The following is a 16,357-nucleotide window of genomic DNA, read 5'->3' as shown; positions in this document are numbered from 1 at the left end:
GTCAGGCTCAGCGGAAGAACTCCACGAGCCGCGCGTTGACCTCGTCGGCGCGCTCGTACTGCGCCCAGTGCCCGGCGCCGTCGATCACCACGCCTTCGCGCGCCGGCCCTTCCGAGGCCAATTGCGCCACCAGCGGGCGCGGATCTGCCGTGACGTCGAACTCGCCCCACAGCAGCAGCGTCGGCACGCTCATGGTGCCGATCGCCTGCTGCAGCCCGCCCGACTGCGACACCTCCTTGCTGCGAAAGCGCGTGCCATGGCAGGAGATGTCGTGGATGGCAAAAGCCAGCTCGTCGATGGCCGAGGCATCGTGCAGCATCAGCGCCGCCAGGTTGTGCAGCAACGCGGCGCGTTCTGCCTCGCGATCGGGGGCGGCGCGCCAGTTGATCATCTGCGCCGTCATGCGCCGCAGCGTGCCGTGACCGCCGCTGCCGATCAGCGCGAGCCGGCGGACCGCGCCGCGCCCGGCGCCGAAGCGCGCGGCCGTCAGCCCGCCGAAGGAGAAGCCGCCGAGGTCGATGACGGTGCCCGCACCGATGAGCTGGTCGAGCGTGCCGCCGAGCGCGGCCAGCAGCGGCTGCAGCGGGTCTTCGCCCGGCGCCACGCGGGGCGGCGCATCGGATTCGTTGAAACCCGGCATGTCGGGCAGCCAGAGCGTGCGGCCGGCCGAGAGCGCCTCGGCATTGCGCAGCCAATGCATCCAGCTACCGTGGCCGCCGTGCAGCAGCACCAGCGGGGGCTTCGTCGCGTCGGTGCCGAAGCGGCGCCAGCGCACGCGCACGCCCTCGTGCACCGGGTCGTGGCGGGTGGAGAGCGCGTCGATGCGCGTGATGAGGTCGCGTGCCCCGGTCTGCGGTGTCGTCATGGCAGCATCCGCTGGAGTTCGGCCTCGCCATCGAGGAACTGGTGCTTGAGCGCACCCAGCACGTGCAGCCCGAAGAGCACGTACAGCACATAGCCCGCCCAGGCGTGCACGCCGCCCAGCACGGTGTGCCAGGTTTCCTTCACGGCCGGCTCGATGGCCATGATCCAGCCGATGCGCGGCCATTCGAACAGGCCGAAGAGCTGCATCGGGTGGGTGGCCGCGTCCTTCCAGGCCGAGTCGTGCATCCAGCCCGACAGCGGCAGCAAAACCATCACCAGGTACAGCGCGCCATGGGCCGCATGCGCCGCGAACCGTTCGAGCGCACCGTACGAGCCCGGCATGGGTGGCGGTTTATGCGTGGCGCGCCAGAGGAGCCGCAGGATCACGAGGCCCAGCACGGTGATGCCGATCGACTTGTGGGTGTCGACGGCCGGGCGCACCCAGTCGTCGGGGTAATGGTCGACCAGCAGGATCAGGACGATGTTGGCGATCATGAGCACCGCGACCAGCCAGTGCAGCACGATGGCGGTTCGGGTGTAGCGGGTTTGTGCGAGCATGCGGGGAATTTTCGGGCGTGAGGCGACTCATTCGAAGGCGCGTGCGATTGTCCCGGCTTTGCCCGGGATTTTCGAAACCGCAGGCCGAGTTTTTGCGTATCGACGAACGACCGACTGTCGCCCGGGGCACCTTCACTTGAACGATTCTCTCCAACGCGCCTTCGCGGCCGCATCGCCGCGCCTGTCGCCCCCCAATACTCCGCTGCGAAGCTGGCTCATACACGGCGGCGTGCTCGTGCTGTGGGCGCTGCTCTTCGCCATGGCCTTCAAGTTCGGCAACGTCGCCGCATGGTCGGTGGGCGTGGCCTATGTGCTGTACGACACGGTACTGCTGCTGTTCGTGGCGTGGATGACGCTGCCGATCCTGCGGCCGCGCCCCCTGCCCGCTGTCGCAAGCGCGACCCGGCGCGACACGCTGGGCGTGATCGTCGCCTCGCACAACGAGGCCGCCGTGCTGCCTGTGACGCTGGCCGCCCTGCTCGGCCAGACCGACCTGCCCGACCGCATCGTGATCGCCGACGATGGTTCGACCGACGGCACGGCCGAGCTGCTGACCACGCGCTACGGGCTCGTCGCGCCGGCCCCGGGCGAGTTGAGCGCGCCCAGCACGACGCATCCTTCTCTTTTCTGGTTGCGCCTGCCGCATGGCGGCAAGGCGGTCGCGCTGAACGCGGCCATCCTGTGTATCGACACCGACACCGTGCTCACGGTCGATGGCGACACGCTGCTCGACAGCCAGGCCATCGGCGCCGTGCGCCGGGCGTTCTCCGAAGAGCCCAACCTCGTGGCCGCCACCGGCGTCATCATTCCGGTGTGCAGCCGCACGCTGGCCGGGCGCTGCTTCCAGTGGTTCCAGACCTACGAGTACATCCGCAACTTCCTCTCGCGCTACGCGTGGATGCGCGTCAACGGGCTGCTGCTGATCTCGGGCGCCTTCGCCGGCTTTCGCACCGGCGCTGTGCGCGCCGTGGGCGGCTTCGACACGGACTGCCTGGTGGAAGACTACGAGCTCATCCACCGCCTTCATCGCCACGCCCAGGCCCACGGCCTGCCATGGAAGGTGCGCGTGCTGGGCGACGCGCAGGCCCACACCGACGCGCCCAGCAGCACGGGCGCCTTCCTGCGACAGCGCCGCCGCTGGTTCGGCGGCTTCCTGCAGACGCAGTTCTGGTACCGCGCCATGGTTGGCGACCGGCGCTATGGCTGGCTCGGCGTTGCGATGCTGCCGGTGAAGGCCATCGACACGCTGCAGCCGCTCTACGGCCTTGCGGCCTTCGGGCTGCTGCTGGTGTATCTGGTGCGCGGCAACTTCGGCGTGCTCGCGCCGGTGGCCGGCGTGATCGGCGCGAAGATCGTGCTCGACCTCGTCTTCCACCTGTGGTCGGTGTTCCTGTACCGGCGCTGGATAGGCCACGTCAGCGAAGCCAACATGGTGCAGGCCTTCCTGGCCGCGCTGGTCGAGCCCTTCACCTTCCAGATACTGCGCCACACGGGCGCGGCCTGGGGCTGGTGGATGTTCCTGACCGGGCGCGGCACCTGGGGCCGGCAGACGCGCGTCGGGCTGGTGGATGCCGAGGGCGTGCGGCGGGGCTGAAGCCTCAGGCGCCGAAACGAAAGCTCGACACCACCAGGCCGCCCATGAAGGCATCCTCGTGGTACACGCGCTCGCCGGCCTCGCCCTCTGCCGCACCGACGGCCACCATGAGTGGAATCAGGTGCTCTTCGCGCGGATGCGCCATGCGTGCCGCCGGGGCTGAAGCCCAGTCGATCAGTCGGGCGCTGCGCCCGGCCGGCGCGCCCTGCACCACCGCGTCGTCGAGCCAGTCGTCGAAAGCCTTCGACACGCCGTGCGCCTGCGGCCCGAAGTTGCGCAGGTTGTGATAGCTCAGGCCGCTGCCGACGATCAGCACGTTCTCGTCGCGCAGCGGCGCGAGCGCGCGGCCCAGCGCCAGGTGCTCGGCAGGGTCGAGCCCGCGGCGCAACGACAGCTGCACCACCGGCACGTCGGCCTTCGGGTACATCGCGGCCATCGGCGAGAACATGCCGTGGTCGTAGCCGCGCTCGGGGTCGATCTGCACCGGCAGGCCCGCCGCGGCGATCAGCGACTGCACGCGCTGCGCGAGTTCGGGCGAACCGGGCGAGTCGTAGTGCACTTCGTAGGTGTGGGCCGGAAAGCCGCCGTAGTCGTAGATCATCGGCGGCTTCGGGTTGCCTTGCACCGTGAAGACGGGCGCCTCCCAGTGCGCCGACACCATCAGGATGGCGCTGGGCGTGCGGCCTATCTGGCGCGGCATGTCGGCCAGCGAGGCGGCGAGCTGGTCGTAGGTCGGGCCCATTTCCTTTTTCATCCAGGGCCAGGGGCCGCCGCCGTGCGAGATGAAGTAGGTGGGCAGGCGCGATGAAGCGCTGGCGTTGTCGTGGGTCAAGTCGATGCTCCTTGAAGGCTTTGCATCGACTGTAGACATTTCCTGCAAGGAAATCGACAGGCTACGATGCATCGAATCAGTTCTCCACAGGAAAGATTGCCATGGACCGGATGACCAGCCTGCGTGTGTTCCGCGAAGTCGTCGAGGCCGGCAGTTTCGTGGCCGCGGCCGAGCGGCTGGGCCTGTCGCCGCCGATGGCCAGCAAGCACGTGGCACAGCTCGAGAAGTCGCTCGGGGCGCGGCTGCTGCATCGCTCCAGCCGTCACCTGAGCCTGACCGAGGCCGGCACCGCCTGGTACGAGCAGAGCCACCGCGCCCTCGACCTGCTCGATGCGGCCGAAGCCGCCATCGGCCAGGCCCACGACGCGCCGCGCGGCCAGCTCAAGGTGAGCGCGCCCGTGTGGTGCGCCACGCCGGGCTTCGCACGGGTGCTGGCCGACTATCGCGAGAAATACCCCGAGGTGCTGGTCGACATGCATCTGGAGAACCGCAAGGTCGATCTCGCCGCCGACGGCTACGACCTCGCCTTGCGCGCCACGCAGGAGCCCTCGCCCGCGCTGATCGCCCGGCCGCTGTGCCGCGTGCCTTTCTACCTCGCGGGCACGCCGGCCTGCCTGGAGCGCATAGGCGGCGCTCCCGCGCTGCCGGCCGACCTGGCGAAGCTCGGCGCCATCGTGCCGAGCTACGTGAACCTGGAGAACCTCGCGCTCAAGGGGCCGGGCGGACGGATGTTTGCGCTGCGGCTGGCGCCGGCCATGCGTTCCGACGACACCACGCTCACGCTGCACGCGGTGCGCGCGGACATGGGCGTCGCCTTCTTGCCGCTGTGGCTGATCGACGAGGACATCGCACAGGGCCGGCTGGTGCGGCTGCTGCCGGAGTTCGAAGCCGCGCCCGTCACGCTGTTCGCGGTGTACACGAGCCGGCAGTACATGTCGCCCAAGCTGCGTACTTTCATCGACTTCCTGGGTGAGCGGCTCGGCAGGGATGCGCCGCGGAGCGCACCTTTGCGGGGCAAGGTCATGCCTGCGCGGCTAAAGTCCTGAGTTCTCCGGGAGACTGTTTCCTTGTTCCGCCTCTTCGAAAAACTCCTTCACCCCTACCCTGCAGCCGAACCTGCGTTGCCGCCGCAGGGCTTCGTGGCCTTTCTCTGGGCCTGCACGCACGGCGTGCGCGGCAAGATCGCCGCGATGGGCGCGCTCACCGCCGTCATGTCGATCTTCGAGGCGGCGCTGTTCGCGATCCTCGGGCGCATCGTCGACTGGCTCGGCGGGCTCGAGCCTTCGCGCCTCTGGGAAGAACGCGGCACCACGCTCATGTGGCTGGCCGCGTTCCTGGTGATCAGCATCGGCGTGGTCGCACTGCAGACCATCGTGAAGCACCAGACGCTCGCGGTGAACCTGCCGATGCGCCTGCGCTGGAACTTCCACCGGCTGATGCTGGGCCAGAGCATGGCCTTCTACCAGGACGAGTTCGCCGGCCGCATCACGGCCAAGGTGATGCAGACCGCACTGGCCGTGCGCGACACCATCTTCGTGCTGGCCGACGTGCTGGTGGCCATGGGCGTGTACGTGGCCACCATGATCCTGCTGGTGGGCGTGCTCGACGCGCAACTGGCATGGCCCTTCCTGATCTGGCTGGCGCTTTACATCGGCTCGCTCGTGTACTTCGTGCCGCGCCTGGGCAAGATCGGCAAGGCGCAGGCCGACGCCCGCGCGCTCATGACAGGCCGCGTGACCGACGCCTACACCAACATCGCGACCGTCAAGCTGTTCTCGCACACGCAGCGCGAGGCCGGCTTCGCGCGCGACGCGATGCGCGAATTCATGCACACGGGCTACGGCCAGATGCGCCTCGTGAGCGCCTTCGAGATCGTCAACCACACGCTGAGCATGGGCCTCACCGCCGGCATGGCAGGGACGGCGCTGTGGCTGTGGTCGCACGGCGCGGTGGGCGTGGGTGCGGTGGCCGCGGCCACGGCGATGGCGCTGCGGCTGCAGGGCATGTCGCACTGGATCATGTGGGAGATGACCAGCCTGTTCGAGAACATCGGCACGGTGCAGGACGGCATGAAGACGCTGTCGCGCCCGCGCACCGTGCTCGACGCGCCCGGTGCCAAGACCCTGGAAGTCCCGCGCGGCGAGGTGCGCTTCGAGCGCGCGAGCTTCCGCTATGCCGATGCAGGCCGCCGCGTGATCGACGACCTGAATCTGACGGTGAAGCCCGGCGAGAAGATCGGCCTGGTGGGCCGTTCGGGCGCGGGCAAGTCGACGCTGGTGAACCTGCTGCTGCGCTTCCATGACCTGGAGAGCGGCCGCATCCTGATCGACGGGCAGGACATCGCGCACGTCACGCAGGACTCGCTGCGCAGCCACATCGGCATGGTCACGCAGGACACCTCGCTGATGCACCGCTCGGTGGCCGACAACATCGCCTACGGGCGGCCCGACGCCACGCACGCACAGATCGAGGCGGCGGCGAAGCGGGCCGAGGCGCACGAATTCATCCAGACGCTCGGCGACGCAACCGGACGGCGCGGCTACGAGGCGCACGTCGGCGAGCGCGGCGTGAAGCTCTCGGGCGGCCAGCGCCAGCGCGTGGCCATTGCGCGCGTGATGCTGAAGGACGCGCCGATCCTTCTGCTCGACGAAGCCACCAGCGCGCTCGACTCCGAAGTCGAGGCCGCCATCCAGCAAAGCCTCTACGCGCTGATGGAGGGCAAGACCGTGATCGCGATCGCGCACCGGCTGTCGACCATCGCGGCCATGGACCGCCTGATCGTGCTCGACGAGGGCCGCGTGGTGGAAGAAGGCGACCACCGCACGCTGATGGCGCAGGGCGGGCTGTATGCGCGGCTGTGGGCGCACCAGAGCGGTGGCTTCCTGGGCGACAACCTCGAGGAAGACGAGGCGATGCGCGCCTGAACGGCACCGGTTGCGCCTGCAAACAATCGTCACAAATGAGGCGAGCCGCCACGAGCCCCCGGGGAAACCTCCGGGCGGTGCTTCACCCGCGCCTACAGCACACGCCGCCCCCTGCCGACAGTGGTGCCACGCAGGCGGCGCAATGCTGGACCCGTCTCAACACAGAGGAGTCCTCGCGTGAATTCCATCATTTACATCGTCGGTCTGATCGTGGTGGTCGTAGCCGTGCTTTCGTTCTTCGGCCTTCGCTGAGACCGGGCACGCGCCATCGCCTCCCGCGACATGCAGAACGGGGCCGCTTGCGGCCCCGTTTCCTTCGTGGCCGTCCCTGATGCGCCGGGCATAATTCGCGCGCCCCCCGCACCCGGCGGGGCGATGACCGATTGGCTGCGAAGGGACCCTGTTGACCAACACCGCGCTGCGCGAAACTGCTTTTCCGGACGCGGTGATCACCGAGGCCATCCGATGGACCGAGCAGGCCGGTCCGCTCGACGATGCGCAAGCCCTGCGCACCGCAGCCTCGCACACAGCCGATGCCCACGGGCAGATCGTCGAACGCGCACTCCGGCTCGGCGAACGCATCGGCCTGCAGGCTGAACTCGCACGCGCCCGCCATTGGGCCCCTTGGGTGCTGCTCGCGCTGGTGGCGCTGATCGTTGCGGCCGGCCTCGGGCTGGCGGGCAACGTGGTCGGCGGCGGCGAGCGCCACATCAACGTGATCGTCGCGCTCGCGAGCCTGCTGGGCCTGCATGTGCTCACGCTGCTGCTCTGGCTCGTGGGCCTGTGGGTGCCCTTCGTTTCCTTCAGTACCGCATCGCTCGGCTGGATCTGGCTGTCGCTCACCGCCCGCGTGGCCGGCGGCAGGCGCGGCCAGGCGCCGCTGCTGGTGCGTGCGGCCACCGGGCTGCTGTCCCGCGCGAAGTTGCTGCCATGGGCCTTCGGGCTCGTGAGCCACGGCATCTGGTCGCTGTCGTTCGCCGTGGTACTGGCCGCGATGCTGTTCGCGCTCGCGTTCCGCAGCTACACGCTGAGCTGGGAGACGACGATCCTCGAGCCGGCATTCTTCGTGCGGGCCGTGCAGGCGCTGGGCTGGGCGCCGGCGCGGCTCGGCTTTCCCGTGCCCGATGCCACCGCCGTGCTGGCCGCGGCACCCGGTGCCGCAAACGCCGGCGGCCAACGCGCCTGGGCGCTGTGGCTTACCGGCTGCATCGTGGTCTACGGGCTGCTGCCGCGCGTGGTGCTCGTGCTGTGGAGCGCGGCCGTGTGGCGCAGCCGCCGCAAGGCGCTGCAGCCCGACTGGAGCGAGCCCTACTACCGCAAGCTGCTGGCCCGCTTCGCCGCGATGGCCCCGGCGGCCATCGTCGATGCCGACCCGGGCCGCACGCGCGGTGCGCTGCCCACGGGCCTGCCGGCCTCGGAACTGCATGACGCGCTCTTCGTCGTCGGCTTCGAACTGCCGCCCGACATGCCCTGGCCCCCAGCCGCCCTGCCCGCCGGCATCGCGACGCAGGTGCAGCGCATCGACGGCAGCGCCCCCGCGCGCCGCGCCCTGCTCGACCAGTTGGCCCACGTCCATCCGCGTACCGTGCTGCTGGTCTGCCACGCCGCATCGAGCCCCGATCGCGGCACCGAGCGCTTCCTGCGCGAGCTGCTCGCGCATTGCGGCGAGTGCCGAATCTGGCTGGCCGATGCGCCGCATGCCGGCGCCACGCAGCGCTGGCTCGACTGGCTGCGCGACACCGGCCTGGAGCGCGTAACCGCCGCCGACCGCCTGGACGTCTCCTTGCAGGACGGGGTCGCCGCACCGTGACGCCGCAACCGCCCATCCGCATCGCCGTCGTCGGCCACACCAACGCGGGCAAGACCTCGCTGCTGCGCACGCTCACGCGCCGCGTCGGCTTCGGCGAGGTGTCGCAGCGCCCCGGCACCACGCGCCATGTCGAATCGGTCGACCTCGACGTGGATGGCGCAGCCGCCGTGCGCTTCTTCGACACGCCAGGCCTGGAAGACGCGGTCGCGCTGCGCGAGCACCTGGCCGGATTCGACCAGCAGGCCACGCCCCCCGAGCGCATCCGCCGGTTCCTGCAGGGTCCCGAAGCCCATGGCGTGTTCGAGCAGGAGGCCAAGGTGCTGCGCACCATGCTCGACATCGACGCGGCCTTCCTGGTCATCGACGTGCGCGAGCCGGTGCTGCCCAAGTTCCGCGACGAGATCGAACTGCTCAACTCCTGTGCGCGCCCCGTGCTGCCGGTGCTGAATTTCGTGCGCGATGCCGCCAGCCGCGAAACGGCGTGGAAGGAACTGCTCTCGGCCTATGGCCTGCACGTGCAGGTGCGCTTCGACGCGGCGGCCCCCTTCGTCGGCGCCGAACAAGACCTGTACAACGACCTCGCCACGCTGCTGCGCGAGCGCCGCGACCTGCTGCGCGCCGTGGTCGATGCGCTGGACGCCGAGGCGGCCCGGCGCCGCCAGTCCGCCTGCACGCGCATCGCCGGCCTGCTCGTCGATGCGGCCGCGGTGCGCCGCACGGTGTCGTCCACCGAGTTCGCCGACGCGGCACGCCGCCAGGCGCTCGTCGAGGCGCTGCAGAAGGCGGTATTCGACAAGGCCCAGCGCTGCACCGACGACCTGCTCGCGCTCTACGGCTTCCGCCAGGGCGACGCCGACGAGGCACCGCTGCCGATGATCGAAGGCCGCTGGACGCTCGACTTCTTCAGCCCCGAAGCCATGAAGGACGCGGGCCTGCGGCTCGGCAAGGGCGCGGTCATCGGCGCGGCCGTGGGCGTGGTGGCCGACCTGGCGGTGGCCGGCATCTCGCTCGGTGCGGGTGCGGCGCTGGGCGGCGCCATCGGCGGTGCGGTGTCGCAGGGCTTGGGGCCGCTCGGGCGCAAGCTGGCCAACAAGCTGCGCGACGTGCACGAACTCACGGTGGAAGACGGCGTGCTGTTCACGCTGGCCGCATGGCAGCTCAAGCTCACGCAGGCCCTCGAGCAGCGCGGCCACGCGGCCACGCAGCGCATCGCCGCCGATGCGCCCGAGAACGGCGATGCCCCCACGCGTGCCGCCGCGGCCGCGGTGCGCGGCGTGCAGCCGGCGCGCAACCATCCCGAATGGGAAGCCACGGGCGTGGCCAGCCGCGCGTTCTGGCGCCCTTCTCCCCAGCGCGAAGCACTCGTGGCCGACCTCTCGCACGCGCTGCTGCGTGCCTTCGAAGCCGCCTGAAACCGCCTCGTCAGTTCACCAGCGCCTGCAGGCGCGCGTAGTCGCCCGGCCGCGCGCCCATCTGCTCGGGCGTCGACCGCTTCGCGATCCGCTCCAGGAACAGCTGCCGGTTGGCCGGCGACACGGTCATACCCTTGTCGCGCAGGAACTTCTCGTCCTCGAGCTCGCCGGCGATCACGCCCACATTGGTCCACTTCGCGGTTTCCGCGAGCACCTTCTCGACCATCGCCTGCTGGGGCGGCGCGAGCTTCGCCCAGGCGGCCTTGCCGATGACGATGCCCAGCGTGTCGTAGACGTGCCCCGTCAGCAGCACGTATTTCTGGACTTCGTAGAGCTTCTTCGACTTGACGATGTCGAGCGGGTTTTCCTGCGCCTCCACCTCGTTCTTCTTGAGCGAGCCGTAGAGGCTCATGAAAGGCAGCGTCACCGGCTTGGCGTCGAGCGCGGTGGCGAACAGCTGGTAGGCCGCGGCGGCGGGCACGTACAGGCGCAGGTCGCGGAAGTCCTCGGGCCTGGACAGCGGCTTTGCCGACGTGACCTGCCGCGCGCCGTAGTACACCGAGGCCACCATGCGGTTGCCGCTCTTCTCGTTGTAGCCCTTCATCAGCTCGGCCAACAGCGGACTCGCCAGGTACCTGCGCATGTGGTCGAGGTCCTTGAAGGCGAAGGGGTAGGTTCCCAGGCTCAGCGGCGGATAGCCCTCGGCCAGCGTGGCTTGCCCGACGTAGGCGATCTGCACCGAGTCGTTCGCCAGCATCAGCGGAAAGTCGCCCTCCTGCCCCAGCCTGGAGGAGGGAATGACCTCGATCTTGATCTTGCCATCGGACTGCTCGGCGATCTTGCGCGCCGCCAGCTCCGCCTGCTGGTGGAAGATGCTCGCGGGCTCGTAGACATGGCCCCACTTGAATTGCAGCACCTGGGCCTGGGCGTGGACAGCGATGACGCCACCCAATGCCATCAGCAGCACGCCCGCCCGGTGCCACGGCAAGAAGCTTTTCATGAACTCTCCCTCGATGAGAAAAGGCAAAACCAGTGCAAATTGCGCGCCAGCGCAAGGGGATGCCACGGAAACATCCCCGGCTCCAATCGTAAGGATTTGAAACAAAAAGTGGTAATCGGGTTTGCCCGGGCACGGGCATACGATCACGCAAGCAACACAGAGGCCCTTCCATGTCCCCCTTGCCCCTCGAACCCGATGACGACAACGGCACGGACCCGGACCGTGCAGGCATGCGCAAGGGCTTGACCAGCTACGGCGACCGCGGCTTTTCGCTGTTCCTGCGCAAGGCCTTCATCAAGGGCGCGGGCTATACCGATGCCGCACTTGATCGTCCGGTGGTCGGCATCGCCAACACCGGCAGCGCCTACAACCCCTGCCACGGCAACGCGCCGCAACTCGTCGAGGCCGTCAAGCGCGGCGTGATGCTCGCGGGCGGACTGCCGATGGACTTTCCGACGATCTCGGTGCACGAGAGCTTCGCCGCGCCCACCAGCATGTACCTGCGCAACCTGATGGCCATGGACACCGAGGAAATGGTGCGCGCGCAGCCCATGGACGCCGTGGTGCTGATCGGCGGCTGCGACAAGACCGTGCCCGCGCAGCTCATGGGCGCGGCCTCGGCGGGCCTGCCGTCGATCCAGCTCATCACCGGCTCGATGCTCACGGGCAGCCACCGCGGCGAGCGCGTGGGCGCCTGCACCGACTGCCGGCGCTACTGGGGCAAGTACCGCGCGGGCGAGATCGACGCCGAGGAAACCGCCGACGTCAACAACCAGCTGGTCGCGAGCGTGGGCACCTGCTCGGTGATGGGCACGGCCAGCACCATGGCCTGCATCGCCGAGGCGCTGGGCATGACGATGCCGGGCGGCGCCTCGCCGCCCGCTGTGACGGCCGACCGCATCCGCATCGCCGAGCAGACCGGCGCGCAGGCCGTGCAGATGGCACGCGATCGCCTCACCATCGACAAGGTGCTGGCCCCCGCCGCCTTCGAGAACGCGATGCGCGTGCTGCTGGCCATCGGCGGCTCGACCAATGGCATCGTGCACCTCGCGGCCATTGCGGGGCGCATGGGCCTGGACATCGACCTGCACGCGCTCGACCGCATGGGCCGCGAGACGCCGGTGCTGCTCGACCTGAAGCCCTCGGGCCAGCACTACATGGAAGACTTCCACGCCGCGGGCGGCATGGCCACGCTGCTGCGCGAACTCAAGCCGCTGCTGCACCTCGACGCGCTCACGGTCACCGGCCGCACGCTGGGTGAGGAGCTCGAGCGCGCGGGCCCCGGCTTTCGGCAGGACGTGGTGCGGCCGGCTGCCCGGCCGATCTATCCGCAGGGCGGCATCGCGGTGCTCTGGGGCAACCTGGCGCCGGGCGGCGCGATCATCAAGCAATCGGCCGCCGACCCGGCGCTGATGGAACACGAAGGCCGCGCGGTGGTGTTCGAGAACGCCGAAGACCTGGTGACCCGCATCGACAGCGACACGCTCGACGTCGCGCCGCGAGACGTGCTGGTGCTCAAGAACATCGGCCCCAAGGGCGCGCCGGGCATGCCCGAGGCGGGCTACATCCCCATCCCCCGCAAGCTCGCGCGTGCCGGCGTGAAGGACATGGTGCGCATCTCCGACGGCCGCATGAGCGGCACCGCCTTTGGCACCATCGTGCTGCACGTGACGCCCGAGTCGGCCGTCGGCGGCCCACTGGCCTACGTACGCAGCGGCGACCGCATCCGCCTCAGCGTGGCAAGGCGCGAGATTTCGCTGCTGGTGACGGACGATGAACTGGCGCGCCGCGCGCAGGAGACGACAGTGGTCGAACCCACCGCCGAGCGCGGCTACAGAAAGCTGTTCCTCCAGACCGTGACGCAGGCCGACAAGGGCGTGGACTTCGACTTTCTCCGTGCGCCGAATACGGCGGGGAAGGTGCCGCGGGCATGAGCGCCGATTGGGGCGCGTCGACGGCGCGTTCTTCCAGCCGGTGCTCGCGGGTACGCGCGCGTGATGCTTTTCTTCAATGGCTGTTCGTGCACGGAGGCTTGCCGTTCGCCTGCCGCAGGTACGCAATCAGGTCCGCCCGCTCCATGGGGTCCGGCACGCCGTCATAGGTCATGGCGCTTCCGGGCACCATGGCCAGCGGCTTCGCCAGGAAGCGGTCGAGTGTCTTGTCGTTCCACACGATCTTCGAATTCTTCATGGCCTGCGAATAGCTGAAACCGGGCACGCTGCCAGCCAGCCGTCCGAACAGGCCGCAGTGCCTGGGCCCGACCCGGTCGGTCGCCAGCGCATGGCACGCCAGGCAGCGCGCGTAGATCTGCTCGCCGCGCACCGCATCGGGCGCGGCGCCCCATGCGGCCATGCTTGAGAACAGCGCGGCAACCGCCAGAAGCTGCAGCGGCGTCACGACACGAAGGCCGAAGGAACCGGTGCTTCGCCAAGCGCGTGGCGCAGCACGGCCCAATGCATGGCTTCGTCGCCGAGGATGCTCGCCGCCGCCTTCGACAGGTCGCGGTTCACAAACAGCGGCACGGCCCCCAGGTAGGCGCTCACCGCGCCCTGTTCGAGCTTGGCCGCGAACCGCAGCACGTCCGCCTGCGACTTCAGCTGGTTCGCCGGAAAGTCGTACTTCGGCTTTGCCGCAACGGCCTTGCCGCCGAGCTTGGCGATCGTCTGGGCCAGCAGCTCCGCGTGCGCCTTGTGGTGCCCCTGGAAGGTCACCGCCAGGTCGAGCACCGGCTTCTCGAGCAGCTTGCTTTCGGCACCGAGCTGGTACGCCGCAATGGCTTCCAGCTCCGCGCCCAGCGCGGTATTGAGAATCTGCACATCGTTCCCGGTCGCGCCGCCGGCCTTGGCGGCCAGCACGTCCTTGCCGGCCAGCAGCGCAACCGCGGCGCCGGACAGCGCCAGGCCCGAACGGCCCAGGAACATGCGCCGGGCGGCAATGGGGGAAGCCATCTGAAAGAAGGACATTTTGTTTTCCTCGCAGGGTGAACGTCACGAGCGGGGCGATTCCCGCCCGTTGACAAGGCTCGACAGCACACCCGCCACGATGCGATCGCAACGTGCGCCGTCGAATGAGAAGGCGTCGCCCAAAGCGACGTCCATGTCGCGAGACAGGCCCTCGCGCAGCAGGCTGCGTGCGCGAAAGAAGCGCGTGCGCACGGTCGCTTCGGGCAGTGCGAGCGCAATCGCCGTCTGTGCCACGCTCATTTCCTCGACCGCCCGCAGCATGAACACGGTGCGGTAGGCATCGGGCAGCCGATCGATGCGGCGCTCCATCAGAAGGCGGAGTTCTTCACGCATGGCCAGATGTTCGGGTTGCAGGTTGGGATCGTCGGCCACCGCCGACGCCGGGTCCGGGTCCACGTCGGCAACGTGCGCCCCGTCGAGCTGAATCACCTGCGCCCCTCGTCGCCGCAGGCGCCCCAGGGCCTCGTTGATGACGATGCGCACCAGCCAGGTCGAAAGCTGCGCGTCGTCCCGGAAGGTGCCGATGGCCCGCCACGCGCGCAAATAGGCCTCCTGCACGGCGTCCTCCGTCTCGGAGTCGCTCTTGAGCACGCTGCGCGCCGTGCGGAACAGCAGCTGGTTGTGGCGCCGCATGATGGCCGCGAAAGCCCGCGTGTCGCCCTGTGCGGAGCGTGCCGCAAGCTCGCGATCGGATGCACCCCCGGTTTCGGGGGCGGCGTCGGGTGTGGAGGCGGTGTGGGACATGGTGTGCTGCTTTTCCCATTAGATGGTGCGGGCTCGCGCTGCGTTTCAGTTATTTCCGATGCGCTCGGAACATCGTCTGCCATTCGTTCGCGCCGCGCTCGCAGTCCCGAGGCCTGGGCCTTCGGCCTCGGTCACTGCCGCGTCACGCACCCGACCTAGCATCCGGCGGCTTTTGTTTCTCTTTCAACGAACACCCGAAGACCGCATATGAAAAAGAGCGTCCCCGTGCCCGCGCCACGCCCGGTTCGCGCCGCCATCGCAGCCATCGGCGGCTGCCTCGTGATTGCAGCCTGCGGGGGCGGCAACGGCGGGGGCATCGCGTTCCCGGTTCTCCCGCCGGCACCGGCACCTGCCCCCGCACCGCCGGCCCCTGCCCCGGCTCCCGCGCCCCTGGGCACGCTCGACGGCTCGGTCCCGCTGGTCATCGGCCACCGCGGCCTGCCGGGCCTGTACCCCGAGGAAACCAAGGTCGCCTACGAAGCCGCGGCCGATGCCGGTGCCGATTCGCTCGAGACCGACCTGCACCTCACCAAGGACTGCGTGCTCGTCGCGCGGCACAACCCCTGGCTCAGCGACAACACCAACATCGCCGACGTGGCCAAGACCAACACCACCGTCGCGGGCCGCAAGCGCACCGTGCCGGGCGTGCTGGTGAACGTGACGTACCCGCCCGTCGAGGCCAACGGCCCGGCCCAGTACCTGAGCGACCTGACCGACCCGAGCGATCCTAAGTCGGTGCTCAAGTCGCTCGTCGTCGATGGCGAGGACCACACCAACGACTGGTCGATCACCGACTTCACGATGGACGAGCTGCGCCAGTGGATCCGCGGCACCACCTACGACGCCAGGGACCAGCGTCCGACCGACCTCAACGGCAAGCTGCCGATCCTGAGCTTCCAGGAAATCATCGACATCGCCAAGGCCAAGAGCGCAGCCACCGGCCGCACGCTCACCGTGTACCCGGAGACCAAGAACCCGATCTGGAACAACGCCCAGGCCATCGCCAACGGCTGCGGGCCGGCCGGCAGCCATCCGCTGGAAGACGCGCTGCTGAAGATCATGAATTTCAACGACCTGAACCGCAAGGACGCGCCGATCTTCGTGCAGAGCTTCGAACCCGAGAGCCTGAAGTACCTGCGCTCGGCCGGCATGAAGGCCCGTGCGGTGCAACTGGTGGACGGCAACGACGTCAACTACCAGACCGGCGAGATGATCTACGTCACCAAGGACGTCTACACCTTCGTCGACGGTCGCCCCTACAGCTGGACGCTGGCCGGTAACCCGAAGTGGTTCGCAGAGATGCTCACGCCAGCGGGCCTGGCCGACGTGAAGACCTATGCCGACGGCATCGGCCCGTGGAAGCCACAGGTCATGGCCCACACCATCGTGCCCTTTGTCGCAGGCAAGGGCCTTGCCGATGTGAACACCATCAAGCCCACCAGCCTGATCGCCGATGCGCACAAGGCCGGCCTGTTCGTGCACAGCTACACCTTCCGCAACGAGGCCAAGTACCTGGCAGGCGTCTACAAGGGCGACCCGACGGCCGAGTACCTCGCGTACTTCCGCGCGGGCATCGACGGCGTGTTCTCCGATTTCGCGAACACGGCGTTCGCGGCGCGCGCGAGCTACCTGAAGGAAACGGGCCGCTGAGGCCTG

Annotated in this window: 14 protein-coding genes; 7 read left to right on the top strand and 7 right to left on the bottom strand. The window is 69.1% G+C overall.

Annotation, left to right across the window (positions count from 1 at the left end):
• Positions 1–7: 7 nt before the first annotated feature.
• Complete coding sequence (locus PMI12_RS16500; RefSeq protein ID WP_007834632.1) at positions 8–865, bottom strand: alpha/beta fold hydrolase; 858 nt, start codon at positions 863–865, stop codon at positions 8–10.
• Positions 862–1,422: a cytochrome b gene (locus PMI12_RS16495; RefSeq protein ID WP_007834631.1), complete on the bottom strand. Its 561-nt coding sequence runs from the start codon at positions 1,420–1,422 to the stop codon at positions 862–864. Before PMI12_RS16495 ends, PMI12_RS16500 begins: the two co-directional genes overlap by 4 nt.
• Positions 1,423–1,558: 136 nt before the next feature.
• On the opposite strand from PMI12_RS16495, the gene PMI12_RS16490 reads away from it, so the two are divergent.
• Entirely contained in the window at positions 1,559–3,016 is a 1,458-nt protein-coding gene (locus PMI12_RS16490; RefSeq protein WP_007834630.1) for a glycosyltransferase family 2 protein, read from the top strand.
• 4 nt (positions 3,017–3,020) lie between these two features.
• Here PMI12_RS16490 and PMI12_RS16485 read toward each other — a convergent pair whose 3' ends face one another.
• Positions 3,021–3,848, bottom strand: coding sequence for a DODA-type extradiol aromatic ring-opening family dioxygenase (locus tag PMI12_RS16485; RefSeq protein WP_007834628.1), 828 nt, complete (start codon positions 3,846–3,848; stop codon positions 3,021–3,023).
• Between the two features lie 101 nt (positions 3,849–3,949).
• Here PMI12_RS16485 and PMI12_RS16480 point away from each other — a divergent pair, with 101 nt between their 5' ends.
• The 4 genes from PMI12_RS16480 (at position 3,950) to PMI12_RS16465 (ending at position 9,994) form a co-directional block, all read left to right on the top strand.
• Entirely contained in the window at positions 3,950–4,894 is a 945-nt protein-coding gene (locus tag PMI12_RS16480) for a LysR family transcriptional regulator (protein WP_007834626.1), read from the top strand.
• A gap of 21 nt (positions 4,895–4,915) precedes the next feature.
• Entirely contained in the window at positions 4,916–6,772 is a 1,857-nt protein-coding gene (locus PMI12_RS16475; RefSeq protein ID WP_007834625.1) for an ABC transporter ATP-binding protein, read from the top strand.
• 403 nt (positions 6,773–7,175) lie between these two features.
• Complete coding sequence (locus tag PMI12_RS16470) at positions 7,176–8,582, top strand: DUF2868 domain-containing protein (RefSeq protein ID WP_007834622.1); 1,407 nt, start codon at positions 7,176–7,178, stop codon at positions 8,580–8,582.
• Positions 8,579–9,994 (top strand): GTPase/DUF3482 domain-containing protein, encoded by a 1,416-nt coding sequence (locus tag PMI12_RS16465; RefSeq protein WP_007834616.1) that lies wholly within the window; start codon positions 8,579–8,581, stop codon positions 9,992–9,994. Before PMI12_RS16470 ends, PMI12_RS16465 begins: the two co-directional genes overlap by 4 nt.
• Before the next feature lie 10 nt (positions 9,995–10,004).
• Here PMI12_RS16465 and PMI12_RS16460 read toward each other — a convergent pair whose 3' ends face one another.
• The gene (locus PMI12_RS16460; protein ID WP_007834615.1) at positions 10,005–10,994 is read right to left on the bottom strand and encodes a sialic acid TRAP transporter substrate-binding protein SiaP; all 990 of its coding nucleotides are present in this window, start codon (positions 10,992–10,994) and stop codon (positions 10,005–10,007) included.
• A 170-nt stretch (positions 10,995–11,164) separates the two neighbouring features.
• On the opposite strand from PMI12_RS16460, the gene PMI12_RS16455 reads away from it, so the two are divergent.
• Positions 11,165–12,928: an IlvD/Edd family dehydratase gene (locus PMI12_RS16455; protein ID WP_007834614.1), complete on the top strand. Its 1,764-nt coding sequence runs from the start codon at positions 11,165–11,167 to the stop codon at positions 12,926–12,928.
• Positions 12,929–13,001: 73 nt separating this feature from the next.
• Here the strand turns inward: PMI12_RS16455 and PMI12_RS16450 are convergent, their stop codons facing one another.
• From PMI12_RS16450 to PMI12_RS16440, 3 genes are read right to left on the bottom strand one after another with little or no spacing between them, the layout of a single operon-like run.
• Complete coding sequence (locus tag PMI12_RS16450) at positions 13,002–13,346, bottom strand: c-type cytochrome (protein ID WP_007834613.1); 345 nt, start codon at positions 13,344–13,346, stop codon at positions 13,002–13,004.
• Positions 13,347–13,387: 41 nt separating this feature from the next.
• Positions 13,388–13,957 (bottom strand): ferritin-like domain-containing protein, encoded by a 570-nt coding sequence (locus PMI12_RS16445; RefSeq protein WP_007834612.1) that lies wholly within the window; start codon positions 13,955–13,957, stop codon positions 13,388–13,390.
• 24 nt (positions 13,958–13,981) lie between these two features.
• A complete protein-coding gene (locus PMI12_RS16440; protein ID WP_007834610.1) occupies positions 13,982–14,701 on the bottom strand; it encodes an RNA polymerase sigma factor in 720 nt (239 codons plus the stop codon).
• A 207-nt stretch (positions 14,702–14,908) separates the two neighbouring features.
• Here PMI12_RS16440 and PMI12_RS16435 point away from each other — a divergent pair, with 207 nt between their 5' ends.
• Entirely contained in the window at positions 14,909–16,351 is a 1,443-nt protein-coding gene (locus tag PMI12_RS16435) for a glycerophosphodiester phosphodiesterase family protein (RefSeq protein WP_007834603.1), read from the top strand.
• Positions 16,352–16,357 lie beyond the last annotated feature (6 nt).

Origin of the sequence: Variovorax sp. CF313 (assembly GCF_000282635.1) — a bacterium.
Taxonomy (GTDB): domain Bacteria; phylum Pseudomonadota; class Gammaproteobacteria; order Burkholderiales; family Burkholderiaceae_C; genus Variovorax.
The sequence above is the reverse complement of the archived record's forward strand: the minus strand, read 5'-3'. Positions and strand labels throughout refer to the sequence as shown.